The sequence below is a fragment of the Streptococcus rubneri genome, assembly GCF_004785935.1.
Classification (GTDB): domain Bacteria; phylum Bacillota; class Bacilli; order Lactobacillales; family Streptococcaceae; genus Streptococcus; species Streptococcus rubneri.
This window is the reverse complement of record NZ_SRRP01000001.1, coordinates 1,675,648-1,701,756: the sequence shown is the minus strand read 5'-3', so window position 1 is coordinate 1,701,756 and position 26,109 is coordinate 1,675,648. Positions and strand designations below refer to the sequence as shown.

Below are 26,109 nucleotides of genomic sequence, written 5' to 3'. Positions count from 1 at the left end.
TAGTTATAGTGCCCTGCACATTGGTTCGTCTTGTTCAGTTTTCAAAGGTCTTTGTCGCTCTCGCGCGACAACTATATTAGTATATCACGCATCTTTTGGACTGTCAACACTTTTTTGAAATTTTTTTATTTTTTTGAAAGTTCCTTTCATCTTTTCTTATTAAATATACACAAAAAATGGGGATAGGTACATGCTCCTATTTTTATCCTATCCCCCTTTTTATTGTCACAGGTGATGATCTTTAAAATCCTTCAAATGAATTTGTAGTTTTCTTCTTAGTTCCGCTCTGCCTGAAAAACGTTCATTCATTAGTAAGCGTTCATAATTTTCTTTTTCTTGGCTAGTTAAATTTTTTCGAAATTCCTTTAAGGCTTCTCTAAGGACTACTAATTCATCTAGGAACAATTCTTTAGAGCGAAGTTTATGGCTGACTTCTCCAATCTCTGTATAAGGAACCTTGTTCAGTTTTCGCTTGTCGCTTTCCTGCTTTCGTACTTTGTCCTTTATATGATTTCGAAACTTCGTCTTGAAATATTTTAAAAGTTTTTCTTCATTTTCTTCTACCTCTGGGCAGTTTAGTTGTAGTTCATATAGAATCAATCTTCCTTCTTGTTCCCAATCTGCATGTTCCCAAAGATGAATATAAAATTCTTTTTCGCATTTCCACACAATCCATTTAACTTTTTCATACGTTTTTTTAAAGTTCATTGGACCTCCTTTCTATACGTATTATTTTAAAGGAGGGGCTTTCTTTATGTATGGATTGTTTTTATTCGTCGGATTTTACCATCTATTTGGTCTTTTTTTCTTTTTTAATTTCCAAATATATATTTTTTAAAACAAAAAAAAGTTGTTACCTAGTAACAACTTTTTATGATAGTCCGTACGGGATTCGAACCCGTGTTACCGCCGTGAAAAGGCGGTGTCTTAACCCCTTGACCAACGGACCATTTTTACAACGTAATCTATTATATCAGTTCTTTTTAATCTGTCAACACTTTTTAAAAAAAGAGCCAAAAATTTTTGGCTCTTGTTTAAATATTTGGAAGTTTAAAAAGTTAAACCTTATTTTTCTTCCATTTTTGATTTAATTTCATCGTAAGATAATGGTTTAGATTCTTTTTCTAATTCTAAATCAGCATCTTCTGGCATTTTACCTGTTTCATACAAAGACTTGATTTGAACGCTGTCCAAAGTTTCATATTTCAATAAGGCTTCTGCAATTAATTTATGAGTTTCACGATTGCCTTGGATAATTTCTGCTGCTTTATTGCGAGCTTCATTCAAGAGGCTTCGTACTTCTTCATCAATTTCATAAGCAGTTTGTTCCGAAATAAATTTTTGAGTCGTTTGGGCACCGAACATAGCATGGTTTCCCTCATACTGAACAGGTCCAAGCTTTTCACTCATTCCATATTCAGTTACCATTGCACGCGCCATTTGGGTCGCTTGCTCAAAGTCATTGGAAGCGCCTGTTGTTTGGACGTTGAAGATAATTTCTTCAGCAACACGTCCTCCCATCAAACCAGCTAATTGCTCTTTCATATCTTCTTTAGAGAGAAGCATTTGATCTTCTTTAGGAAGGGCAATCATATATCCACCTGCACGTCCTCGTGGAACAATCGTTACCTTGTGGACAACACGAGCATTGGATAAGACTAAACCAACAATGGTATGACCGGCCTCATGGTAAGCAACCAATTCGCGTTCTTTTTGAGAAACTGTCCGGTCTTTCTTAGAAGGACCAGCAATCACACGATCTTCCGCTTCATCAATATCAGCTGCATCAATGACTTTTTTATTGCGACGGGCCGCTACAAGGGCTGCTTCGTTCAAGACATTTTCTAAATCAGCTCCGACAAATCCTGGTGTCTGTTGGGCAACTAATTTCAAATCTACGTCTTTAGCCAATGGTTTATTTTTGGCATGGACGCGCAAAATAGCTTCACGCCCTTTCACATCTGGACGACCAACTAACACTTTCCGGTCAAAACGACCTGGACGGAGAAGGGCTGGATCCAAAACATCTGAACGGTTGGTCGCTGCGATCACGATGATTCCTTCATTTCCTTCAAATCCATCCATCTCAATCAAGAGTTGGTTGAGGGTTTGTTCTCGTTCATCATTTCCCCCACCAAGACCAACACCCCGTTGGCGCCCGACAGCATCGATCTCATCGATAAAGATAATGGCTGGCGCTGCCTTTTTGGCATCTTCAAATAGAGAGCGAACTCGGCTAGCACCAACTCCGACAAACATTTCTACAAAGTCTGAACCGGAAATACTGAAGAAAGGAACACCGGCTTCACCAGCGACTGCCTTGGCAAGTAAGGTTTTACCTGTTCCGGGAGGCCCTTCTAAGAGGACACCAGCTGGAATCCGAGCTCCTAACTTGGTGTAGCGTTTTGGATCTTTCAAGAATTCAACCACTTCGACTAATTCTTGTTTTTCCTCTTCAGCACCCGCTACATCTGAAAAACGAACCTTAATATCTTCTTTATTAGTAGCACGTGCTTTATTCCGACCAAAGTTCATCGCACCACGGGCACCCCCGCCGCCACCTTGGTTCATCATGGAGAAGAAGAAGAACATCACGATTACAAAAGGAACGATAGAGGTCAGAATGGTAATCCACATTCCACTCGAGCTTTCCCGTTTGATAGTAATTTCAGCCTTGTGTTCAGATGCTAATTTTTGTAGTTCATTAACAGTTAAATCTGATGGTAGAATGACACTGGTAAATCGCGTTACCTTACTTGGACTTGGGGTAAAAAATTGAATTCCTGTATCATCCTTAGTTGTTTTTGCCTTATTATAAGTTCCAGCAATTTCAATAACACTGCCATTTGGTTGGTAGCTAATATCCTTGACATTGTCTGCTTTAATTTCCTTGACTAATTCAGTGTAATTGATTTGCTGGCTTTGTCCAATACTATTTCCAGCGAAGAAATACTGGAAACCTGTGACAGCAGCCACAATAATTAATAGGTATAAAAAGGGATTTCGAACAAAACCATTGTTTTTATTATTTTTCATCTAGTTTCCTCTATTTTGAATACACTTCCTCTTTTAAAATTCCGATATAAGGGAGGTTTCGATAATTTTCGTCATAGTCTAATCCATAGCCTACGACGAATTCATTCGGGATGGTGAAACAAGTGTAGTCTGCTTCAATATCTACTAAACGACCTTCTGGTTTATCCAACAAGGTAGCAATTTTAACCGATGAAGGCTGACGACCTTCAAACAATTCTTTCAAACTCTTAAGGGTTTTTCCGGTATCAATAATATCTTCGACAAAGAGAATATCACGCCCCTTAATGTCTTGATCCATATCCTTAATAATATTGATGACACCTGAGCTAGACGTTCCCCCATGATAGCTAGAAACCAACATAAAATCAAGCTCAATATGAGTATCAATATGCTTGATTAATTCTGCCATAAAAGGCACAGAACCTTTTAAAATCCCTACTAAAATGGGATTTTTCCCTTGATAGTCAACTGTCAATTTTTGACCAAGTTCACGGGCTGCAACCACGATTTCATCGTGGGAAATCATAATTTTTTTAATGTCTTGTTCTAACATGTTTCTTACCTATCTTTTTTTTGGATATAAAGTTTACCCTTCATTATATCATTTTTTAAATCCTTACTCAAATCACTGATTGCAATTTCGGGAATAGCAAGAATTTCTTGATCTTGTTCAATAAGAACTGCAGATTTTCTTCGTTTCAAGGGTATTTTCTGGTTAATGAATAACCTGCTTATTTTTCGATGATGCCCGTTAACTAAGATACGATCTCCCGTTTTAGGTGACCTCAAACACACCGGATTGGTCGTTGGAAGATTAACTGACTCTATATAGGGTTCTTTCGGTTCTATTCCAAAAGAAAAACAATAAGAACCAACTATCTTCATAGTACCAAATTGTAACAAATCTTCGAAGGCCTGGTCATCCGCCTTCCGACTGATTTTCCGAATTTCAAAAAACTCATAGTCTTTATAGACTTCATAGCCATTTTTTAAAGCTTGTTGAGTATTCGCTTTCTTTGTTAAAATTGCATGTAATTGCTCAAATTGAGCCCGGTTCAATTGAAGATCTGGAAAGCTAGTTAAGTATTCTTCTAACAAATAGAATTGAACAGAGTTTGTTTGTTCTTGGTATTGAATGACATTTTGAGGGTCCAAATCTTTTGTTAACTCTTTTAAAGCCTGATGCCAATGATCAAGATCTTTTCCTAATCGAATGAGAGCTGTTGAAACTTGTGGATTTTCTTCTTCGAGCAGGGGAAGATAGCGGTGACGGACCCGATTGCGGAAATAAGAAAGAGAATGATTGCTTTCATCTTCATAATGAAAAGTATCTGGAAAATCCTTTTTTTGAAAAGGTAAGAGAGGACGAATCAAACTACCTGGTCCAAATGGCTGAACCAGTGGAATCCCTCTTAAATGACGGGGACGAGCTCCCCGAATCAAGCGCATCAAAACTGTTTCTGCCTGATCGTCCGCATGATGAGCCGTGACGAGAGCGCTACAGTTCTCTTCTTCCATCACTTTTTTGAAAAAGTCATAACGAAATTTTCTAGCCCGACTTTCAGAAAAAGGACCAGAGAAATGAGCCACTCGAAGGGGAATCTTCTTTTCTGTGGCCAATGCTCTAATCCCTGCTTCTTCTTGATCAGACTCTAGGCGTTGGTGATGATTGATGTGGACAAGTACTAGGTTGATGTCCAGCTGATCTCGGTAAGTATACAAGAGATCAACCAATGTCATGGAATCCAATCCTCCGGATAAAGCCAAAAGGACCTTCTGATGGGAATCAAACAGTCCCTGCTCCATACAGAATTGGAGAAATGTATCTTGTATCACTTTAAGACCTCATAAATATCTTTTGCAATTTCTGAGATAGTGTTGTAATCTGAATGATCTGTAAAAATAGACAAAATGAACGGTGAATCCGTATAAACAATAGCTACATCATGGCGGAAATCATAGGCATCCCCAATTTTATGCGCTACTTTAACAGGAATATCCTTGGGAATTCGTTGGTCATCGTAACGAGTTTGGGAGAGAGCTTCAATGATTCCACCGTTTTGTTGGTAAATAGCCTCCATGACATTACCAGCCATCTGAGCAGAAGCATTTTTTTCCTTCACGTCCCAAGTTTTTCCAGCAATGCGATTGCTCACTTTTTGGAAGTCCTGATCTGACTGATGGGCAACATAATAACCTAAGAGGTTATGCCCAACATTGTCAGATTCTTTGGCAACTTTATTGATTAAATCTCCCACAGTGTAATCTTTATCATCCGGAATTTTCGAAATACTGCCACTCCCGTCCGGATCATAAGATCCCGGAAAATTACCAACTTCTTTTGTATATTTTAAGGGGGTCTGTAAATCTATGTGATGGGCATCTATTTCTTTTTGAGCATAATACAAATACAAGAGCTTGGTTACACTCGCCGAGTACATTTCCTGATCTGCATGCACACCAGCTGTTTTACCTGTATCTAATTGCTTCACATAGATTCCAATGCCATCTTTATTATATTTCTGGTTCAAGAGTTCTTGGACTTTTTCCATCCGATTATCTGTTGTGGAAAATTCCTCTTTCGAAATCCATCCTTGGTCAGCAATTTCCAGATACGTTCCTTTTAAAGTTTTTGCAACTTTAGTAACTTCTACCTTACTGTAGGGAGTCAAACTTGTTTTTTTAACTTTTGCTCCATTCATCAGAGGTTTATCATAGACTGTGAAATCTCCAGTTAACCACAAGGTCTTCTTTTCTTCTGAAATTTCTAATACATTATCCTCAAAGATTTGATCCTGGTCAGCTACGACATACTGTTTATTGCCCAGTTTAAAAACAGACTGTCCTTGTTCGTTGACAAAGAGTTGTTCTACAGTAAAAGGAGTATCTGGTTTAATTTCTCCAGCTTTTTGACTCAATTCTGGGTCTGTATAGGTTACAATCGTCTGGTAGACATTTGGGTTAGAGGGAAGAGACACAAAATAATGTACATTTTCTCCATTCTGAACAGGATAGGAAGAATCTGAAACTAAGGGAGTGACAGGCGTTTTTTGATCTGACAAGGGTTTGGTCACCAAAAAACTAGGAAGAAGGAAGAAATAAATTAGTTTATGCATCCTCGCTCCTTTCTTTGCTGTTTTCTTGTAGTTTTAGTGATTGATTTTTTTTAGCTAATTCTTCTAATTTCGCATCAGAATGCTCTAAAAATTGTTGAACAGTTTTAATAATATTTTCCATTATTTTGGTAATAAATTAGGGATTGTATAGACATATTCGCCATCTTTAGAGAAGGAGTACTTGGCGCGTGCATATTTTGCAGCATACTCATCATCCTTTAGCTTGGCAGCAATATCTTTTTGGTACTCTTTTTCCTCAATGGTTTGCTGGTATTTTTCTTGCAATTGAACATATTGTTGTTTGCGTTCTTGCAAGGTCTGGTAACTCTGCGCTAGATTGTAAGTTGGTAAGATGAACAATAAAATAATCAAAATAAGAACCCAGCCCATGAAGCGATTCCGTTTTTTACGTTCTTCATCATGGTACTTGCGACGCTGGTGTTCATCCTGAATGTACTGATTGTTCATTTGAACTATATTTTTAGGCATTTTCTTCTATCCTTGTTTCACGAATGATTTCATACATTTTAGATGCATCTTCTTTTTTAGTGCTATCTAACATTTCCAAAACTTTCACCGTTAATAACTTATTCCCAAAGCGAACTTCAATTTCGTCATTTACCTTCAAGTCGGTTGAACTTTTCGCTAAAACGCCATTAACTTTGATGCGCCCCTTGTCAGCTACTTCTTTAGCTACAGGGCGTCTTTTGATAATGCGGGAAACTTTTAAATATTTATCTAATCTCATCGTATCACCTCTAATGTATTATTGTACCATTTTTTTAGAAAGAGCCTAGTAAAATCTTTCTTCCTAGTCTTGATTTTCCATTTTTTCCTGCTTGATGGCCAGTAATTTTTCCCCAAATTGTCGCAAGCCTGCTAAAATTTCGAAGTCTTTTTTATTTTTCACATCAAAGATTAATTCAATCAATCCTTGGCTTTCTGCAATACGAGCTTTTAATTTAGTTACTGATAAGGCAGCAAAATAATCTTGAGTCAAGAAAAGTTGCTTGGTAATTGGCTCAAATTTCACTGTTAGTTGCTGGTCTTTTCGATCGACTACTTTAACAAAGACCTGGTCCAGATAAGATTTGATAAACCCTATTTCTAGGAGATAAGCTACCACATCTGGGTATTCTCCGAATCGATCAATCAATTCGTCTTGCAAGAGCTCATAATCTTCTTGAACTTGAATTTCTCGAATGCGTTTGTAAATTTCAATTTTTTGACGTTCATCGGAGATATAATAACTTGGAATGTAGGCATCAATTTGGAGATTGAGCTCTGCATTTCCTTTTTGGCGTTTTTTCTCTTTTCCTTGTTTCTTCTCAATCGCAGCTTCGAGTAACTGTGAATACATTTCAAATCCGACAGAATCAATAAAGCCAGACTGAGAAGCTCCTAAAATATTTCCTGCACCTCGAATAGACAAATCTCGCATGGCAATCTTAAAACCAGACCCCAACTCAGTGAAACCTTTGATGGCTTCTAGGCGCTTTTCGGAAACTTCTGTCAAGGTTTTGTCCGGCCGGTACATCAAGTAGGCATAGGCAATGCGATTGCTTCGGCCGACACGACCTCTCAATTGGTAAAGGGTAGACAAGCCCATATGGTCGGCATTCTCAATGAAGAGGGTGTTGGCATTTGGGATATCCACCCCTGTTTCAATAATGGTTGTTGTGACTAAAATATCATACTCACCTTCAATGAAATCCATCAAGGTGTTTTCCAACCGCACTTCACTCATCTGTCCATGGACAAACCCAATAGAAGCTTCTGGAACTAATTCTTGTAGTTCTGAAACCTTTTGTTCAATGGTATCTACCTTGTTGTAAAGATAATAAACCTGACCTCCCCGATCCATCTCCCGACGAATGGCATCTCGGATAATGGTTGGATTGGTTTCTAAGACATAAGTTTGAACAGGATAACGATTAGTCGGCGGGGTTTCAATAACGGACAAATCCCGAATCCCCAACATAGACATGTGGAGGGTACGAGGAATGGGCGTTGCAGTCAAGGTTAAGACATCGACCTTTTTCTTTAATTCCTTGAGGGTTTCCTTGTGTTTGACACCGAACCGTTGCTCCTCATCAATCACGATGAGCCCAAGATCCGAAAATTCCACATCTTTAGACAAGAGACGGTGGGTTCCAATCAAAATATCGACCTGGCCTTTTTTAAGTTTTTCCAAAGTTTCTTTTTGCTCAGCACGACTCCGGAAACGACTCAAGACATCGACTTCTACTGGAAAGGCCTCGAAGCGTTCTTTAAAATTGGCATAGTGCTGTTGAGCTAGGACCGTTGTCGGAACTAATACAGCTACTTGTTTGTGGTCTTTGACAGCTTTAAAGGCTGCTCGCATGGCTACTTCTGTCTTCCCAAAGCCCACGTCACCGACCAAGAGGCGATCCATAGGACTTGAAGACTCCATATCCTTCTTAATTTCTTGGATAGAACGAATCTGATCATCTGTTTCAACATATGGAAAGGCCTGGTCAAAAGCTTCTTGGTCCTCATCGTCTGGAGTAAAGGCAAAGCCTTGTAATTGACTTCGCTCTGCATAGAGTTGAATCAGATCATCTGCAATATCCTCTACTTCTTGACGGACCTTTTGTTTGGCCTTTTGGAAGCGACCATCGTTGAGTTTGTTGATTTTAGGAGGCTTGCCATCACTCGCAACATATTTGGACAGCATCTGGATTTGATCCACAGGAATGGAAATCCGGTCCCCATTTTGATACTGGATGGAGACATAATCTCGGTGAACACCAGAAATTTCAATGGTTTCTAGTCCTAAATACTGACCGATTCCATGAACCTGGTGAACGACGTAGTCTCCCTTTTCCAACTCATTGTAGTTTTTTAACCGCTCCGCGTTGGAAATGGTTTGCCGACGGATCTTTCGTTTAACCTTTTTCTGGAAAATTTCTGTCTCTGTAATGAGGACAATCTTCTCATCCACAAAATGGAATCCACGCGCCAAACTACCGATGATCAACTGGCTCTGTCCTGGATGAAGTTGATCGGGTGCAAGATAATCCAGTTGGATTCCATAGTCTCTCAAGTGTTCTTGTAACTGTTGGAAGCCTTGTTTACTCGTCACCTGAAGGATAACTGTGTAATCTTGTTTACGGAAACGGTCAACCTCATCTTTTAAGAGAGTAAATTGACTGAAGAATTCCTGCATGGGGTATTGGTTAAAAGAATAGAGAGCATCGAATCGCAGATTTCCCAAGCCTTTTTGGAAATTTGAAAAATAAGAAGCTGGTTTATAAGTGCGTAAGAGCGCGCTATTGTCCGCAAAATACTGGGCTTCAGAAAAAGAGCGACTCTTTTGTAGGTCCTCTGTCAAAAGGTTAGCAACTTCTACATCAAACCGCGTTTCCTGATCCATGATTTTATGGTAATCATCCAAAAAAACAGGAGCATGTTTGGGCAGGTAATCAAAGAGAGTGTAGGTTTGCTGATAAAAAAGAGAGAGAAATTTTCGACTATCTGCATGGAGACGTTGGTGATGCACTTCTGTGAGAACCTCAGTCAAATAGGATTTGAACTCTGGATGAGGACTTTTTTGAATCAGATTTTCTAGGTTCTTCTGTCCTCTTAGAAAATCATCTTTAGTTAGTAACATGTCACTAACTGGATGAACCGTTATCGCATCTAGATTTTCTAGTGAACGTTGAGTCTCTGGAGAAAAAGTCCGAATGCCATCAATCTCATCTCCAAAAAATTCTAGGCGATAAGGGAAATCTTGACTGGCTTCAAAAAGATCTACAATATCCCCTCGAAGACTAAACTCTCCCTGTTGGCTTACCTGTGAAACCTTTTGATAGCCCATGGCCAGTAGGGTATCTTTCAATTCTGTCAGATTTCGTTCTGCTCCAACAGAGAAAGATTGAATCATAGAGCTGACAGTCTTTGGATTGGGTAAGAGCAAACGACTACCACTTACATTGGCAATAACGATTCCTTCTTTTTCTGGAGCTAGGAGAAAGTCCAGAGCTTCCAAACGAGAAAAGATCCGTTCCTGGGAAGCAAAGACAAATTCTGCCAAGGGATTGTCATCTCCAAGGAAAAGATAGACCTTTTCTTCGCCTAATAATCCCAATAGATCACTAGCGAGCCGTTCTGCTTCATTTTGAGAGGAGGTCAAGACCAATACCTTGTGTCCGTCTTCGACAACTGTCGCCATGGTAATAGCTTTCGTAGATGAAGACAGTCCTAGTAGTAGAGAGCGACTTCTTTTTTGCTGGTCCTGTTGCCATTTTCTGATATCTTTATTCTGTTGAAATAAATCAACCAGTGTCTTATATTTATCCATTGTATTGTTGCATTGTTTTTTCAAACTGACCTTCTTTTAAATAAAAGCGAAGGGCTTCTTCTGATTTGTCGATAGCAAGGAGGATGGTAGCATAATCATCCTGATCGAATTTCCCTAAGACATGGTGGACTACTGACATGCCATGCTTGGGTCTCCCGATTCCAATCTTGATGCGATTAAAGGTCTGAGTTCCAATATGGTTGATAATTGATTTGATTCCGTTGTGGCCTCCAGCTGATCCTTTGGCCCGAAGACGAATCTTGCCAACTTCCATATCCAAGTCGTCATAAATAACGACCAAATCTTCCACCTCTAAGCCATAATAGGTCAAAAGCGCGTGCACGGCCTTGCCACTCTCATTCATAAAAGTGGTTGGCTTGACCAAAAAGACCTTTTCTCCATCTATAAAGGTGGATGTCACATCTGCTTGAAAAATCTTATCATGTGAAAAGGTGAGGTTGAGAGACTTCGCCAGCTGATCCACTAACATAAACCCTACATTGTGTTTGGTTTCCACATATTTATCTCCCGGATTTCCCAATCCGACGATTAATTTTGTCATTTACTTTCCCTTTCAAAAGCCAAAAGGGCTGGAATTTTTTTCCAACCTTTTGGTTATTTACTTGTTTTCTTTATACATTGAAGCGGAATTCCATGATGTCCCCATCTTGGACAACGTATTCTTTTCCTTCTTCACGCAAGCGTCCAGCTTCTTTTACGGCCTTTTCAGATCCATATTTAATCAAATCATCATAAGACATAGTCACTGCACGAATAAATCCTTTTTCGAAGTCAGAGTGGATGATACCAGCAGCTTGAGGAGCTTTCATACCACGTTTGAAAGTCCACGCACGAACCTCTTTTTCACCAGCTGTGAAGTAGGTTCCAAGTCCGAGTAAATGGTAAGCTGCACGCGTCAACTTGTCCACACCTGATTCTGTCAAACCAATGGCTTCGAGAAACTCTTTTTTATCTTCATCGTCTAACTCAGAAATTTCTTCCTCCGCACGCGCAGAAATCACCACTACCTCTGCATTTTCTGTTTCTGCAAAGTCACGAATTTGCTTCACATATTCGATAGAGTCTGGGTCTCCAACAACATCCTCATCCACATTTGCTACATACAGAACTGGTTTAGTAGTCAAGAGGAAAAGACCTTTGACAACTTTTTGTTCTTCATCTGTAAATTCAATGGTACGTGCTGATTTACCGTCTTCAAGAACTGGTTTAATCTTTTGAAGAACATTAAACTCTGCAACTGATTCCTTGTCTTTTTGTGTACGTGCCATCTTTTCCACACGCGCATAGCGTTTATTAATAGATTCTAAATCAGCAAGAATTAATTCTAGATTAATGGTATCGATATCTGCTAATGGATCCACAAAGGCATCTTCACGCCCTTGTTCCCGCATGACATTTTCATCATCAAAAGCACGTACCACATGAACAATCGCATCTACTTCACGAATATTGGCCAAGAATTTATTACCAAGACCCTCTCCTTTAGAAGCCCCTTTTACAATCCCTGCAATATCTGTAAATTCAAAGGTTGTTGGAACTGTCTTCTTAGGAGTAATCATTTCCGTCAATTTTTGGAGGCGTTCATCTGGAACTTCTACCATCCCAACATTAGGGTCAATGGTCGCAAAGGGATAGTTTGCAGCCTCTGCTCCTGCTTTTGTAATTGCATTAAATAGGGTTGATTTACCAACGTTTGGCAAACCCACGATACCTGCTGTTAAAGCCATTTTTTCTTCTTCTCCGTTCCCATTTCAATCTTATCTATTATATCATAATTAAAAGAACAAAGGGATGAAAAATGGATTCTGAATTATTACTAAACTGTAACGTTTACTAAAGAAAAAATATGGTATAATCAAACCATTAATGATAAAGGAGTTTTTATTATGAAAAAACTAAATTGGAAATCAACTCTTCTGACTCTTCTAGCAGTCTTTTCTCTCTTTCTTCTAGGAGCTTGTGGACAAGCACCGAAGAAAGCATACTACCAAGCTATTAGCCAAGAAAAGAAGACCGATATTCATCTCACCTTAGAATTCAAAGGTGATAAAATGATGAGCAACAAATCTGAAAGCACTATTTATTATAAAGAAGCAGGAATTACTAAGGAACAATTTGAAAAGATTGTCAGCCAATATAAAGAACTCTATAAAGGGATGAAAGGGATCACTTATTCTGTAGATATGAAGGATGACTATGCTGTTGAAACATCTACTACAGACTATACAAAAGCTGACTTAGACGAATTGATTAAAAACAAAATCGTTACGGCACCAGCTAATCAAAAAGTGAGTTATATTAGCTACAAAGAAACTACTAAATTGTTGAAAGAAAATGGCTTCAAAGAAGTAAAAGATGGAAAATTTGAAGAATTAAAATAATACAAAAGGTTCAGTCATTCTCATGACTGAACCTTTTACAATACTTTTTTCATTTTTTGATCAAAGTCATGCCGACTCATCATCACGATATGATCACAGTTACTACAACGAATTTTAATATCTGCCCCCACGCGTTTGATTTCCCAATGATTAGCTTTTTTGCCTGTTGCTTTTATCACACAGGCATGGGGTTTTTTCATCTCAACAAAATCACCAACCTGATACATAAGAACTCCTTTCCTAAGAATAGAAGAGCAAAAGCTAGCCATATTTTATGCTAGCTTTTCCTGCTTAATTGGTCCGAACTGGTGTAATCAATTGAATAAAGCGCTCTGCTTCCTCAGCTGGCACTAAGGTGAATGGGCGAACTGCTGAAATAAAGCGAATCACTACTTTTTCACTCTCAATAGCCTTCAAAGCATCAATCAAATAGGTCGGATTAAAGCTGATGCTCAAATTTTCTCCTGAAACAGCCTCTGTATCAATTTCTTCATTAACACGGCCAACTTCTGGAGAGTTTACGTGAGCTGAAACAACTCCTCCTTCAATTTCCAATTTTACTGTTCCATTTTGTGTCGCATTGGATAAAAGACGGGCCCGTTCCATTGCTTGACGAAGATGAGCAACTTTAAAGGTTACTTCTGAACTGAAGTCTGTTGGAATGAGACGATCCGTATCGGGATAATTTCCTTCAAGCAGGCGTGTATAGAAACTGATATGTTCACTTCTAAATAAAATTTGGTTATTGGCAAAGAACACTTCAACCTGTTCAATATCATCTGAAAATACGGCAGTCAGTTCACGTAGAGAACGGCTTGGAATCACTACATCAAAATTATCTCCATTTTTCTCAAGAGTGATATTTTTTTGGCTCATTCGATGAGAGTCTGTTGCCACTGTTTTTAATTCTTTATGATCAGATAAAACAAAATGAACTCCTGTCAAAATAGGACGACTTTCTTGCGTACTTGCTGCAAAAGCTGTTTCTGAAATGATTTTTTTCAAGGTTTGGATTGGTAAAATCAAAGGATTGCTAGTTGCAATTTCTTGAATCCGAGGATATTGTTCCGCATCTTTTCCTTTTAAGGTAATTTCAGATTTCCCACTGACTAAAACAATTTGTTTTTGTTCAATCTCTTTAAAGTCCACCACAACATCTGGAAGACTAGAAACAACGTTAATAAAGAAAGCTGCTTCTAAGAGGATGGCTCCTGGAGTCGTTACTAGAAGTCCAGCATTTTCTTCTTTTACAGAAATAAAATGTTCAATTGAGATTTGCCCATTAGATCCAATGAGAGTAATTCCTTCTGTTGTGACATCAATTTTAATGGTAGATAAGATTGGAATAGCATTTTTAGAACTAATAGCTCTTTTGGTCGTATTTAAAGCTTGTAAGAAATAAGCTTTGTTAATTGAAAAATTGATCATGAGATCTCCTTTTATTCTTTAAGTATTAATAAGTTAATAGTAATAGTAGAGAGTGTGGATCCTGTGGAAAAGTCTGCTAAAGCTCCTCGAATCCTAGATAGATACTTGTTAAAAATATGTGGAAAAGTTGCCCTAGTTTCTCTGATTTTATCCACATCTTATTTTAATTTTTTTTTGATATTTTGGATTTCTAGTTGAAGATTGTCATCTGATTCAATCATTCCTTTGATTTTTTCATAGGCATGGATGACCGTTGTATGATCTTTTCCACCAAATTCACGTCCGATTCGAGGAAGACTGTTGTCTGTCATCTCTCTTGAGAGATACATAGCCACTTGACGTGCGAGTACAATGTTTTGAACCCTTCGAGATCCCTTCATTTCTTTGACACTAACCCCATAAAAATTCCCAACTTCTGTTTGGATTTTTTCTATTGGAATGACAGTCATTTGGGAAGCTTCATTTTTACGGGCTCGAATGGCTTCTGCAGCAACATCAATTGTGATGTCTTTTAGTTTTTTGACGCGAGCCATGAGGGAAATATCATTTAAAGCCCCTTCTAAATCTCGAACATTAGAGTCAAACTGACCAGCTAGGTATTCAATGGTGTCATCTGGAAAAGTAAAATCTAAATCTTCGATTTTATTTCTTAAAATGGCAATTCGAGTTTCAAAATCGGGAGGTGTGATGTTTTGAGTTAATCCCCACTTAAAGCGCGTGACCAGACGTTCCTCAAGGCTATCCAAATGGTCTGGACTACGATCACTGGTTAAAACAATCTGCTTATTATCATTGTGAAGAGCATTAAAGGTATTGAAAAATTCCTCTTGAGTCGTAACTTTTTTCCCTCCAAGAGACTGAATATCGTCAATTAGAAGGAGGTCTAAATTCCGATACGTTTTCTTAAAGGTGTCCATATCGTTGAGACGTAAGTGCTCTAGAAACTCATTAATAAAGGATTCCGCAGGAATATATTTGACGCGGGCATCTGGAAAATTTTCAATAATCTGATTCCCAATAGCATTGAGTAAGTGGGTTTTCCCAAGACCAGGTCCACCATAAATAAATAAAGGATTGTAGGTCGTAGCTAAATTCTCAGAAACAGCCAAGGCTGCAGCTAGGGCCCATTGATTTCCATCTCCTCGTACAAAATTATCAAAGGTATATTTCTTTTTTAATCCTGTTTGAATTGGAGGAAGAGTGATAATGGGAGAGATTTCATAGTTTCCTCGTGTCTCTGTTAGAGGGATAAAGAGTTTCTCCTCAACTTCCTCTTCTAGTGAAAATTGATAGACGGGTTTTAATTCGATGGCATAGATCTCAAAACCAGCAGTTAGGATGACGTCTGTCATATTTTCTTCCCAGAACATCTTTTTTACTTCGGCATCTAAATAGATTATCGCCTGTTGGTTTTCAACTCTGAGAAGTTTTGAAGCAAGGACAAAATAGTCAAAAATTTGCTCTTTAAATCTTTTCTTACTCAATTCGAGCACACGATTCCAAAATGTTTGTTCTTGTGACACGTATTCTCCTCCCATTAATTTTTCCTCGATATGTTTTTCTTATTTTATCATAAAAAACGGGAGTTTTCCACAAGTTATACTAAGGGGATAAAAACGATTTATCCACAAGTTGTGGATTATTTTCCACAATGTGTGCAAGACTTATCCACAACTTGTGGGAAAAAGAAGGAAAAACAAGCAAATCAAGGAAGTCTAAAGGCTTATCCAGTGGATAAATCTGTAGGTTGTTCTATTAAAAATAACAGCTTCATTTGAAGCTGTTAATAATTCGTTGGTATTCATCAAGATTCTTAAAAGAGATGTGAATAGTCCCTTTTTCTTCATTGATCATACGAAGTTCTACATCTGTTCCTAAGAGTTTTTTGAGTAGCTCTTCTTCTTGTGCTACAAATAGTTCTTTCTCTTTTTTACTAGGCGTCTTCTTTTTTTGACAGACCTTTTGTTCTAAGCTTCTAACACTGAGACCCTCCTTTAGGGTTCGTTCTAGCCAGTAAAGTTGTAGTTCTTCTTTTAAAGGAACTAAAATTCGGGCGTGTCCTTGAGATAGTTTTTCTTCTTTAATAGCCTCTTTTACAGCTGGAGAAAGATGCAATAAGCGCACTAGGTTACTGATATAAGGGCGAGATTTCCCCATAAAATTCGCAATTTCTTCATGGGTTGCACCTCTATCAATGAGATGTTGATAGGATTCTGCTTCTTCAATTGGATTGAGGTCTTCCCTTTGTAAATTTTCAATAATAGCCTGTTTCATCATGTCATCATCCGTTAGGTCCCGAATAATGGCAGGAATTTGTTCAAAACCAGCTAATTTTGCTGCCCGGTAACGCCTTTCTCCTGCAAGAAGTTCATAACCGAAGATTGGAGACTTTCGAACAATGATCGGCTGAATTAAGCCATTTTCTTTTATAGAGGCAGCTAGTTCTTCTAATTTTTCTTGTGAAAAGACTTGACGGGGTTGGAAGGGATTAGTTCGAATCTGATTAAGATGAATAATGTCAATTTTTTCCATGATGTATATAGCATAACACACCTTTACAATTTCGTAAAGGTGTGTTGACAGTTCTGTAAATAAGATTAATTTCCAAGATTCTCAGTAGATTTAGTTAGCTTTAAAGTAGCCGTTTTTTGTTTTCCATCTCTATAGAATGTGATGGTAATTTCATCGCCAATTTGATGAGAATAGAGAACAGACTGTAAATCTGCTGTTGATTCAATGTCCGTATCATCAATCTTTGTGATAATATCTAAACGTTGTAAGTGACCGGATGCTGGCATGCCATCTTGAACTGTCCGAATAAGCACTCCTCCTTTAAGTTTACTTGGTAGATTTAACTGATTGAGGTCGTAAGTAGACAGGTTAGAAAGATCCATCATCTGAATTCCAAGTGCTGGACGAATGACTTTGCCATTTTTTTCTAATTGTTCAATAATATTTTGAACATCATTGACAGGAATAGCGAATCCAATCCCTTCTACAGATGTTTGGCCGTTTGTAGAAATTTTACTTGAAGTGATTCCGATGACTTGTCCTTGAATATTGATTAAAGGACCACCAGAATTCCCCGGATTGATGGCTGCATCTGTCTGTAAAGCTTTGGTCGAGATATTTTGTCCATTTTCTGATTTTAATTTAACATCACGTCCTAGACTAGATACAATTCCTTGGGTTACGGAGTTGGCATATTTTGTTCCTAGGGGACTACCGATTGCAATGGCAGTTTCACCGACTGTTAATTTAGATGAATCACCAAATTCAGCAACTGCTGTGACTTTATCTGCACTTATTCTCACAACTGCTATATCTGAGAAGGTATCTGAGCCAACTACTTCTCCAGGAACCTTGTTTCCATCTGCTAAAAGAATATCAGCTTGTGTTGCGCCCATTAAAACGTGTGCGTTTGTTACTAAGTAAGCGTATTTCTCATCTTTTTTATAGATGACGCCTGAACCTTCACTAGCTACTTGTGGATCAGAATCAGTATCTTCAGTTAGAAATCCTTTTTCAGAGCTTTCAGCATAGGTAATTACTGATACAACAGCATTTTTTACCTTATCTACTGCCTCACTAGTTGAAGTAGTGTTTTTATAAGCACGACTCACAGTCGTCGATTTTACTTCTTGGCTAGAATTTGTCGAGTTTCCTTTATTTACCTGTAGAGCCGTCAGAGTCCCTAAAATTCCTCCAGCAAAGCCAATAACTAAAATGAGGACGAGTTGCACTAATTTTCTAAGAAAATTTGATGGTTGTTTCATATTTTCCTCCTAAAGTTCCAATTATGAAAAAAGTATAGGTCTTCTTCCTTAATTATAACTTAAATCAAACTAGTTATCCACAAATTGTGGATAACTGTGAATAAGTGTGAAAAAACAGGATTAGTCAGCAAAATAGGAAGAGAGAATTGAAGGATAAATTTGTGGATAACTTGTGAATAAAAACATTTGTGATAGAATAGAATTATGAAAATAAAGATTGTAACAGTTGGAAAACTTAAAGAAAAATATCTAAAAGATGGGATAGCTGAATATACCAAACGCTTGGGACGGTTTACTAAGGTAGAAATGATCGAATTACCTGATGAGAAAACGCCAGATCGGGCTAGTGACTTAGAAAATCAGCAAATCCTTGAAAAAGAAGGGAATCGTATTTTATCTAAAATTGGTGATCGTGATTTTGTCATTACCTTAGCGATTGAAGGACAACAATTCCCATCAGAAAGATTTAGTCAAGTTCTTGAAGAGGTTACAGTCAGGGGCTACTCAGATATTACCTTTGTCATTGGTGGTAGTCTTGGTTTGTCTCCTGCTGTCAAAAAACGATCTAATTTACTCATGAGTTTTGGAAAACTAACTCTTCCTCATCAGTTGATGAAGCTGGTTTTAATGGAACAAATTTATCGAGCTTTTATGATTCAACAGGGAAGTCCTTACCACAAATGAATCTTGACGCTCTTTCTATTTTTTGTTAGAATAAAAGAGCATATGGTCTCATAGCTCAGCTGGATAGAGCATTCGCCTTCTAAGCGAACGGTCGCAGGTTCGAATCCTGCTGGGATCAAAAGATGACGTGATTTTTTCATAAAATCACGTTTTTTTTTATTCAAAATATGAATTGATTATAAATGAAAAAAGGAAAGATAGGTTAACAAGTAGAAGATTCACTCCTTATTTTGAACCGAATAGCTGAAAAAATCGACCGAATAGCGGAATTTTCTTAAATAATTTTGATTTTATATTAAAATTTGTGTATATTAAATTTAATAATTTAATAGTCAAATAAATTATAAGGAGTTTTTTTCTATGAAAAACAATCAATCTACTACTTACACGCGCTACCAAATTCTTTCTGAAAAAGAATTGCAACAGATTAGCGGAGGAGATAAACATACGAGAGTTATTATTATTCGTGATATATTTAAAAGAGGTAAGAAGTAATGGCAAGTTACTATTTTCAACTAGTCATTATTGCTATTCCTTTAATTTTATCCTATCCGTTAATTGATATACAACTAAAACATAAGAATTCAAATTTTTACTATGTTTTATTTATTTCAAGTTTACTTTATACAGGATCTGTTATTCTTGGATATTATGAATTAGAGCTGTTATATGCATTATTGACTTTAATATATCCATTATTTTTCTATTTTTACTATTATCATTTTTCTAAGTTTAACAAACTAATTTCCATTTTCTATTCTCTATTTTTATATTTAGCATTTGAAACTACTGATACATTTTTATCAGTTATCTTATCATCCATAATTGGTGATAGTTTAGTTAATCAATTTTCTTTTCTATTTGTTTTAACTGTTTCGGTATTATCTATACTTATCATAATTAAGATAATATCTATTTTTGAAGTTGATCTTCTTTACTTTAAAGAGCGAATTTTTAAGAAATTTGTTCAACAGTTAATTGGGGTTTATCTTATTATAACTCTAACTTTGAATACTTCTCATTGGTTGAGTAATATTGCCCATTTCAATAGTTTTGGGAGTATGATAGCAACCATTTGTTTCTTGATTTTCCTTGGGACCTTGGTTCAAATGAAGACGGTTCGGGACCGGTATGAGAAAAAAATGGAACTGAAGCAGAAAAAATTTGAACAACGTCAGATGGAACAATATATGGATAAGATTCAAGATCTCTATGCAGAATTAAAGGGATTCCGTCACGATTTTGGAAATATCATAACCTCTTTGAATCTAGCGATTGAGGAAAGGGATTTAGAAGATATTAAACGGATAAAAAGAGATGTTCTTGAAGAATGTTATGGAGAACTTCAGAAGGAAGAATATACAGGATTTGACCTTGGTAATATTCGGGATTCTGCCTTACGAAGTATTCTAAGTAGGGGATGGATCTATGCTGAGAAATTAGGCGTTAAATTGACTTTTGAAACCGGAGAGGTTATTGAAAAACTTCCAATGAGATTGCTTGATTTGGTACGAACGGTTGGAATTTTGGTAAATAATGCTATTGAAGCTGCAAACTCTAGTGTAGAGAAGGAAGTCCATATTGCCGTTTTTAATATGCCAAACGGGGTTCATTTGATTGTTCAAAATTCTATTGCTGATCAACCAATTGATTGGAATAAATTATTTGATAAAGGATTTTCAACCAAGGGAGATCGGCGAGGCATGGGACTTGGTATTGTCAAAGATATTGTTGAAGGCTATTCTTCCGTGTTTTTGGAAACAGAATTAATCAATGGAAAATTTACACAAACCTTGGTTGTTGGAGAGAAAGGAAATTAAATGAATATTATATTATTAGAGGATGAAATTTCACAACAGGTTCGAGTTGAAAAACATGTGAAAGCGATAGCTGAGGATGAAGGTTTACGGCTAAATATCATTTCAACGAGTAAAATTTCGGAACTTAAGGAACATTTGACCAAGGGTGATTTTCATCAGCTATTCTTTCTTGATATTGATATTAAAGGAGATGAAAAAGCTGGTATTAAAGCTGCACAAATGATTCGTGAGGTTAATCCTTTTGCAATTATAGCCTTTATCACGACAAAGTCGGAGTTTGCTACGATTACCTATCGTTATAAGGTATCAGCTCTAGAATTTATTGAGAAGACCTTAAATGAGGATTTATTCAAGGAAAAAATTCGAGAATGTATCCTTTATTTAAAGAACAATGTTATTGAAAATAAAAATATTGTTGATTTCTTTGAATACAGCTTTAAAAATAGTGATATTCGAATTCCTTATAGAGATATTTTATACATTGAAACGACTGGAGTTTCTCATAAGTTACGAATCGTTGGAAAGAATTTTCAAAAGGAGTTTTCAGGTACTATAAAAGATATTCTGAAAAAAGATATTGGAAATCATTTCTATAGTCCCAATCAATCTTATCTAGTGAATCGAAAAATGATAGTGAGTTTTAATCGTCGTGAGAGACTCTTGATTTTAGAAGAGGAAACGACTTGTCCAGTTTCTCGAACTCAGGTTAAAAAGGTAGAAGAATTAATAAAAAAATTACAGAAAAAGGGTTGACATTTTTTTAATCGATGGTATAATGGGATATGTTCTGTTAATGAAATGGTCCGTTGGTCAAGGGGTTAAGACACCGCCTTTTCACGGCGGTAACACGGGTTCGAATCCCGTACGGACTATATCTCATTCCGCCATAGCTCAGTTGGTAGTAGCGCATGACTGTTAATCATGATGTCGTAGGTTCGAGTCCTACTGGCGGAGCTAAGTTAGCATCCTAAGGGATGCTTTTTTTGTGCAAAATAAGTAGCCCCTTCAATTGAAGGGGCTTTTATGATGAATCTTTACTATTTTTTTGAGGACTGAAATTTATTTCGAAAAGTATTGTAGCAAGCGAAGGAAAAAATCCCTAGTAAGAAAGCTATCATACCTTCTTTCAAACCATGTGGAATAAACCGTAGAACAACTTGCCCCTTCCCTTTAGGGACATCAACGGTCATAAAACCTTTTTGTGCTCTTCGAATAGGGATAGATTGATGATTCATTGTTGCTGTCCATCCTTTATCATAAGGAAGGGTGAAGAAGAGACTAGCTGCCTGCTCTGCCTGGTAATCAGCAATGACTGTATTTCCTTTGTTTTGGACTTTTACCTTTTGTTTTTTGATGCTATCAAAAGCTTCTTGATAGGATTGGAGATCTAAGGCAAAAAACTCGGGAGCTTGGAAAGTTACAGTAGAGTTTTCAGGGAAAGCAATGCGAATAGTGACAGTCTCTCCTGATTTGAAATTACCAACTGTAAAGAAGGGAAAAACATTGTCAGTTGAATAGCGGTTGACATGATCATTTACCATAATTTCAACCTCTTCGTGGTCTTCATTATCGAATTCGAGTGAAGGAAGATTAACATAGAGTTGAGCGTCTTTTGGAATAGATACTTGATACTCAACACTTGCATAGGATAAAAGACTGTCTGCTTCGATGTGAGCTTTCTGAGGACCTTGAGGACTATCCTGTGAACTCGCTGTTTGAGGATAGATCCGTTGGTAATACTTAAGATTTTTTCCAGTAATCCGATTGAGAAAATCTCTCTGATTGTCTAATGTTAGATTAGAGAATCTAAGATCTTTATAGGGTTCCTTTGTTAAAAATGCTAGAGAGAGGGCGTGATTATTTTGATACAGACTGAGAGTTTCGTCTGATTTGATGACATAAAATCCATATTTTTGAGGATTTTTTTCTGCTAGATTGTATTTGACAGCAAAGAGGCTGTCCATAAGTAAGGTATTATTTTGATAGCGAAGATTTAAGTTTGTTCCATCAGATTTAAAACCAAGTTTATCCAAAGTTGAACTAGTATCTGTATTTCGAACGGATGAAAACTGTGAAATTCCATGTAGGTTGTACTTCATCGTATCATTTCCTGTTTGAGGACGTAGGATTTCTGTTCGGTAAAATTCTTGATTGTCCTGTAAACCAGCTGTCAATTTTTCAATGGCTGGAATATTTCTTTGATAGGAAGATCGAGCCGCAAAGACCCATTCAGTTGCTATTCCATCCATCTGAAAATAACTGTTGATACTCAATTCAAATAGAGTAAAAAAGAGAATAAGTCCTGAAAAAATGGAGAGAGATATTTTACGAATTGTGAAGGCAAGTGCTACAAAGAAAAAAACGATAAAGAATTCTAATGTTAGAATGTAATGGCTAGTCGTTAAGAATTCGTAGTGCTTACGGAATAAAAAGGTTAGAATAAAACCGCTACTAGCAAGGATAAGACCAAGTGATAGGCGCATCCAATTTATTTCTTTCAAACGATTAAGGACTTCAGCCGCCATCAAGAGAATAATAAGAGAAAAAATCCAAGCATAGCGATGGAGAAACATATTTGGAGCGTGCATTCCTTGCCAGAATAGGTCTAAGGCTTGTAAATAAAAACTAGCCACTAGAAAAGTTAGTAGAGCTAGATAAGCTAGTTTCACTGGAATTCGAATCGATTTGACAAAGAAAAATAGAATAGCTAATAAAAACGGAAATAGTCCAACATAGATCATAGGAATTGCCCCATACTTTGTTGTATCGAAACTTCCTATAAAGTTTTTTGCAAAAACATCAAAATACCAACTATTTTCAGTAAAGGTTCTTGTAATCTTAGTAAAGTTTTCCCCATGAGTTCGTAAATCTAAAACAGTGGGGTAAATCATGATTAAGCTCGTAAACCCCGACAAAATTGACACAACTGTAAAATCTAAAAAGGAAGATATTCTTTTTTTAAAGTGCCAAGAAAGCTGTGTACAATACCATAAAGTTAAGAAAATAGCCATCATGAAGCCAAAATAATAATTTTGAATAAAGAGGATGGTCAAGCTTGTAAAGTAGAGAACTCGCTTTTTTTGAGTTATCAAACGGTGTAAACCTAACAGAATAAGAGGAGCTAAAATAAAGACATCGAGCCATGTTTTGATTTCAATCTGGCTGATAGAGAAACTCATTAAAGCGAATGAAGTTGACAGAGAGACGATCAAGAGTTTTTCTAATTGAGGATAGATTCCCTTAATAGAATGATACGTTGACAATCCTATCAAGCCTATTTTTATCAGTGTAAAGAGATAAACAGAATCAACCATAGATAAGCTATCAAAGAAGAAGACAAAGGGAGATAGAAAACTGCCCAAATAATAGCTAGAAAGAGCGTAAAAATTCAATCCGAGTCCACTTGTAAAGGTGTAAAGGAGGCTGTCTGTACCGTGTAAAATATTTCGAAGTGTAACATCGAAAATAACGTATTGATGAAAGCCATCTCCTAATAAAGGGGAGGTTTCACTACCCCAATAAATACCATGACTGAGGTAGACAAAAAATAGAATTGTAAAAGGCAGTAAAAATGCTACTAAGTAAAAGATAGCGGGATGTGATAAATATTTTTTAAATTTCATATGGTCTATTGAAAGACCCTGAAACAAAGGTTTCAGGGTTTTTAATTGTTTGGAGCGGTTTCTTAATCTTTCCAAAGTTCTTTGACTTTTGCTTGAACTTCTTGGTTTTCTAAGAATTCGTCATAGGTTTCATCGATCCGGTCAATGACACCATTTTTTGAAAGAACAATGATATGGTTGGCAAGAGTTTGAATAAACTCATGGTCGTGACTGGCAAAGATGATGGATTCTTTGAAGTTTTTCAATCCATCGTTCAAGCTTGAAATAGATTCCAAATCCAAGTGATTTGTAGGATCGTCAAGTACAAGGACGTTTGACTTCAAAAGCATGAGTTTTGAAAGCATCACGCGCACCTTTTCTCCCCCTGACAAGACGTTGACAGGCTTGTTAACCTCGTCTCCAGAAAAGAGCATTCGTCCGAGGAATCCACGAAGGAAAGTATTGTCGTCTTCTTCTTTACTTGCGAATTGACGGAGCCAGTCAAGAATAGTTTCACCTCCGGCAAAGTCAGCTGAGTTATCTTTTGGTAAGTAAGAGCGACTAGTTGTAACTCCCCACTTGACAGTTCCTTCATATTCGATTTCACCCATAATGGCGCGGATCAAGGCAGTTGTTTGGATGTCGTTTTGTCCGATAAGAGCTGTCTTGTCACCTGGACGCAAGATGAAGCTGATGTTGTCAAGAATAGTTTCACCATCAATCTTTACAGATAAGTTCTCTACTGTCAACAAATCATTCCCGATTTCTCGTTCCGCTTTAAAGCTGATAAATGGGTATTTTCGGCTAGATGGGACAATTTCTTCTAACTGAATCTTGTCAAGCATCTTTTTACGTGAAGTTGCCTGTTTAGATTTTGAAGCATTGGCAGAGAAACGAGCCACAAATTCTTGTAATTGTTTGATTTTTTCTTCTGCTTTGGCATTCCGATCTGCTAACAACTTGGCAGCCAGTTCAGATGATTCTTTCCAGAAATCGTAGTTACCGACATAGAGTTTGATTTTTCCAAAGTCTAGGTCGGCCATGTGAGTACAGACTTTATTCAAGAAATGACGGTCGTGGGATACGACGATAACGGTATTCTCAAAATCAATCAAGAAATCTTCTAACCAGGTAATGGATTGAATATCAAGACCGTTGGTCGGCTCGTCCAAAAGAAGGACGTCTGGTTTACCAAAAAGAGCTTTGGCTAGGAGGACTTTCACTTTATCTCCATTTGCTAGTTCACTCATATTTTGGTAGTGGAGCTCTTCGGGAATATTTAGATTTTGAAGGAGTTGTGAAGCTTCACTTTCTGCTTCCCAACCACCTAGTTCAGCGAATTCTCCTTCAAGCTCTGCTGCGCGGACTCCGTCTTCATCTGAAAAATCTTCCTTCATATAGATAGCATCTTTTTCCTTCATGATGCTATAAAGTTTTTCATTTCCCATGATAACGACGTCAATGGCACGCTCATCTTCGTAGTCAAAGTGATTTTGACGAAGAACAGAAAGACGTTCGTCTGGGCCAAGCGAAATATGCCCAGTTGTTGGTTCAATATCCCCTGCTAAGATTTTTAAAAAGGTTGATTTTCCAGCACCATTGGCCCCAATCAAACCATAGGTATTTCCTTCTGTAAATTTGATGTTGACATCATCAAAAAGTTTACGATCACTAAAACGTAGTGAGACGTCTGTAACTGTTAACACGTATATTTCTCCTCTTTTTCTGTCTATATAAGCCTATTTTACTAGAAAACGCTTGATTTTTCAATGAATACCCTTAAGCATTTGAGGGAGATGATAATGGATGATAAAAGAGGGAAGAACTTGACTTTCCCTTGATGTCATTATATAATGAAAAGCAATCAGAAGAGTAATTTGTATTCGTTTTTTAGAGAGCTTATGGTTGCTGAAAATAAGCA

At 37.2% G+C, this 26,109-nt stretch carries 23 protein-coding genes, 4 tRNA genes and 1 other annotated feature (1 of these 28 only partly in view); of the genes, 8 read left to right on the top strand and 19 right to left on the bottom strand.

Annotated features, from left to right (window positions below):
• Positions 1-225: 225 nt before the first annotated feature.
• The 12 genes from E5S68_RS08145 to ychF all read right to left on the bottom strand — a co-directional run bounded on the left by E5S68_RS08145 (position 226) and on the right by ychF (position 12,224).
• On the bottom strand, positions 226-708 hold the full coding sequence (locus E5S68_RS08145) for a sigma-70 family RNA polymerase sigma factor (protein WP_135783077.1): 483 nt from the start codon (positions 706-708) through the stop codon (positions 226-228).
• Positions 709-877: 169 nt separating this feature from the next.
• A tRNA-Glu gene (locus E5S68_RS08140) sits at positions 878-949 on the bottom strand.
• Positions 950-1,065: 116 nt separating this feature from the next.
• Positions 1,066-3,036, bottom strand: a complete 1,971-nt coding sequence (gene ftsH / locus E5S68_RS08135; protein WP_135783076.1) for an ATP-dependent zinc metalloprotease FtsH — start codon at positions 3,034-3,036, stop codon at positions 1,066-1,068.
• A gap of 10 nt (positions 3,037-3,046) precedes the next feature.
• Entirely contained in the window at positions 3,047-3,589 is a 543-nt protein-coding gene (gene hpt, locus E5S68_RS08130; RefSeq protein WP_135783075.1) for a hypoxanthine phosphoribosyltransferase, read from the bottom strand.
• Positions 3,590-3,594: 5 nt separating this feature from the next.
• Positions 3,595-4,872, bottom strand: coding sequence for a tRNA lysidine(34) synthetase TilS (tilS, locus tag E5S68_RS08125; RefSeq protein ID WP_195563698.1), 1,278 nt, complete (start codon positions 4,870-4,872; stop codon positions 3,595-3,597).
• Entirely contained in the window at positions 4,869-6,152 is a 1,284-nt protein-coding gene (locus tag E5S68_RS08120) for a serine hydrolase (RefSeq protein WP_135783074.1), read from the bottom strand. The genes tilS and E5S68_RS08120 overlap by 4 nt, the downstream gene beginning before the upstream one ends.
• A complete protein-coding gene (locus E5S68_RS10810; RefSeq protein ID WP_263285400.1) occupies positions 6,145-6,273 on the bottom strand; it encodes an SP_0009 family protein in 129 nt (42 codons plus the stop codon). The genes E5S68_RS08120 and E5S68_RS10810 overlap by 8 nt, the downstream gene beginning before the upstream one ends.
• Positions 6,273-6,641: a septum formation initiator family protein gene (locus E5S68_RS08115; protein ID WP_135783073.1), complete on the bottom strand. Its 369-nt coding sequence runs from the start codon at positions 6,639-6,641 to the stop codon at positions 6,273-6,275. The genes E5S68_RS10810 and E5S68_RS08115 overlap by 1 nt, the downstream gene beginning before the upstream one ends.
• Positions 6,634-6,900: an RNA-binding S4 domain-containing protein gene (locus tag E5S68_RS08110; RefSeq protein WP_135783072.1), complete on the bottom strand. Its 267-nt coding sequence runs from the start codon at positions 6,898-6,900 to the stop codon at positions 6,634-6,636. Before E5S68_RS08110 ends, E5S68_RS08115 begins: the two co-directional genes overlap by 8 nt.
• Positions 6,901-6,963: 63 nt before the next feature.
• Positions 6,964-10,476 carry a transcription-repair coupling factor gene (gene mfd, locus E5S68_RS08105; protein WP_135783123.1) on the bottom strand — a complete coding sequence of 1,171 codons (3,513 nt, stop codon included), beginning with the start codon at positions 10,474-10,476 and terminating at the stop codon, positions 6,964-6,966.
• On the bottom strand, positions 10,469-11,038 hold the full coding sequence (pth, locus tag E5S68_RS08100; protein WP_048690437.1) for an aminoacyl-tRNA hydrolase: 570 nt from the start codon (positions 11,036-11,038) through the stop codon (positions 10,469-10,471). The genes mfd and pth overlap by 8 nt, the downstream gene beginning before the upstream one ends.
• A 70-nt stretch (positions 11,039-11,108) precedes the next feature.
• Positions 11,109-12,224 (bottom strand): redox-regulated ATPase YchF, encoded by a 1,116-nt coding sequence (gene ychF, locus E5S68_RS08095; protein ID WP_135783071.1) that lies wholly within the window; start codon positions 12,222-12,224, stop codon positions 11,109-11,111.
• 159 nt (positions 12,225-12,383) lie between these two features.
• Between ychF and E5S68_RS08090 the strand changes: the two genes are divergently transcribed.
• The gene (locus tag E5S68_RS08090; RefSeq protein ID WP_135783070.1) at positions 12,384-12,878 is read left to right on the top strand and encodes a DUF1307 domain-containing protein; all 495 of its coding nucleotides are present in this window, start codon (positions 12,384-12,386) and stop codon (positions 12,876-12,878) included.
• Positions 12,879-12,913: 35 nt separating this feature from the next.
• Here E5S68_RS08090 and E5S68_RS08085 read toward each other — a convergent pair whose 3' ends face one another.
• The 5 genes from E5S68_RS08085 to htrA all read right to left on the bottom strand — a co-directional run bounded on the left by E5S68_RS08085 (position 12,914) and on the right by htrA (position 18,082).
• Positions 12,914-13,105, bottom strand: a complete 192-nt coding sequence (locus E5S68_RS08085; RefSeq protein ID WP_135783069.1) for a DUF951 domain-containing protein — start codon at positions 13,103-13,105, stop codon at positions 12,914-12,916.
• A gap of 64 nt (positions 13,106-13,169) precedes the next feature.
• A complete protein-coding gene (gene dnaN, locus E5S68_RS08080) occupies positions 13,170-14,306 on the bottom strand; it encodes a DNA polymerase III subunit beta (protein WP_135783068.1) in 1,137 nt (378 codons plus the stop codon).
• Between the two features lie 158 nt (positions 14,307-14,464).
• Complete coding sequence (dnaA, locus tag E5S68_RS08075) at positions 14,465-15,829, bottom strand: chromosomal replication initiator protein DnaA (RefSeq protein ID WP_135783067.1); 1,365 nt, start codon at positions 15,827-15,829, stop codon at positions 14,465-14,467.
• Positions 15,830-16,076: 247 nt separating this feature from the next.
• Complete coding sequence (locus E5S68_RS08070; protein ID WP_135783066.1) at positions 16,077-16,838, bottom strand: ParB/RepB/Spo0J family partition protein; 762 nt, start codon at positions 16,836-16,838, stop codon at positions 16,077-16,079.
• 65 nt (positions 16,839-16,903) lie between these two features.
• Positions 16,904-18,082: a serine protease HtrA gene (gene htrA / locus E5S68_RS08065; RefSeq protein WP_135783065.1), complete on the bottom strand. Its 1,179-nt coding sequence runs from the start codon at positions 18,080-18,082 to the stop codon at positions 16,904-16,906.
• Positions 18,083-18,286: 204 nt separating this feature from the next.
• Here htrA and rlmH point away from each other — a divergent pair, with 204 nt between their 5' ends.
• The 7 genes from rlmH to E5S68_RS08030 all read left to right on the top strand — a co-directional run bounded on the left by rlmH (position 18,287) and on the right by E5S68_RS08030 (position 21,540).
• Positions 18,287-18,766, top strand: a complete 480-nt coding sequence (gene rlmH / locus E5S68_RS08060) for a 23S rRNA (pseudouridine(1915)-N(3))-methyltransferase RlmH (RefSeq protein ID WP_135783064.1) — start codon at positions 18,287-18,289, stop codon at positions 18,764-18,766.
• Between the two features lie 44 nt (positions 18,767-18,810).
• Positions 18,811-18,884: transfer RNA gene (locus E5S68_RS08055), tRNA-Arg, on the top strand.
• Positions 18,885-19,126: 242 nt separating this feature from the next.
• On the top strand, positions 19,127-19,261 hold the full coding sequence (locus tag E5S68_RS08050) for a bacteriocin (protein ID WP_135783063.1): 135 nt from the start codon (positions 19,127-19,129) through the stop codon (positions 19,259-19,261).
• Positions 19,261-20,586, top strand: a complete 1,326-nt coding sequence (locus tag E5S68_RS08045; RefSeq protein WP_234697683.1) for a sensor histidine kinase — start codon at positions 19,261-19,263, stop codon at positions 20,584-20,586. Before E5S68_RS08050 ends, E5S68_RS08045 begins: the two co-directional genes overlap by 1 nt.
• A complete protein-coding gene (locus E5S68_RS08040) occupies positions 20,587-21,339 on the top strand; it encodes a response regulator transcription factor (protein ID WP_135783062.1) in 753 nt (250 codons plus the stop codon).
• Between the two features lie 47 nt (positions 21,340-21,386).
• Positions 21,387-21,458: transfer RNA gene (locus tag E5S68_RS08035), tRNA-Glu, on the top strand.
• An 8-nt stretch (positions 21,459-21,466) separates the two neighbouring features.
• Positions 21,467-21,540 (top strand) — tRNA-Asn (locus E5S68_RS08030).
• Positions 21,541-21,623: 83 nt separating this feature from the next.
• On the opposite strand, the gene E5S68_RS08025 is transcribed toward E5S68_RS08030, so the two are convergent.
• Together E5S68_RS08025 and E5S68_RS08020 are read right to left on the bottom strand one after the other, a co-directional pair.
• Complete coding sequence (locus tag E5S68_RS08025; protein WP_135783061.1) at positions 21,624-24,209, bottom strand: YfhO family protein; 2,586 nt, start codon at positions 24,207-24,209, stop codon at positions 21,624-21,626.
• Between the two features lie 62 nt (positions 24,210-24,271).
• Positions 24,272-25,894: an ATP-binding cassette domain-containing protein gene (locus E5S68_RS08020; RefSeq protein ID WP_135783060.1), complete on the bottom strand. Its 1,623-nt coding sequence runs from the start codon at positions 25,892-25,894 to the stop codon at positions 24,272-24,274.
• 143 nt (positions 25,895-26,037) lie between these two features.
• Positions 26,038-26,109, top strand: a binding site (T-box leader) (it continues 154 nt past the right edge of the window).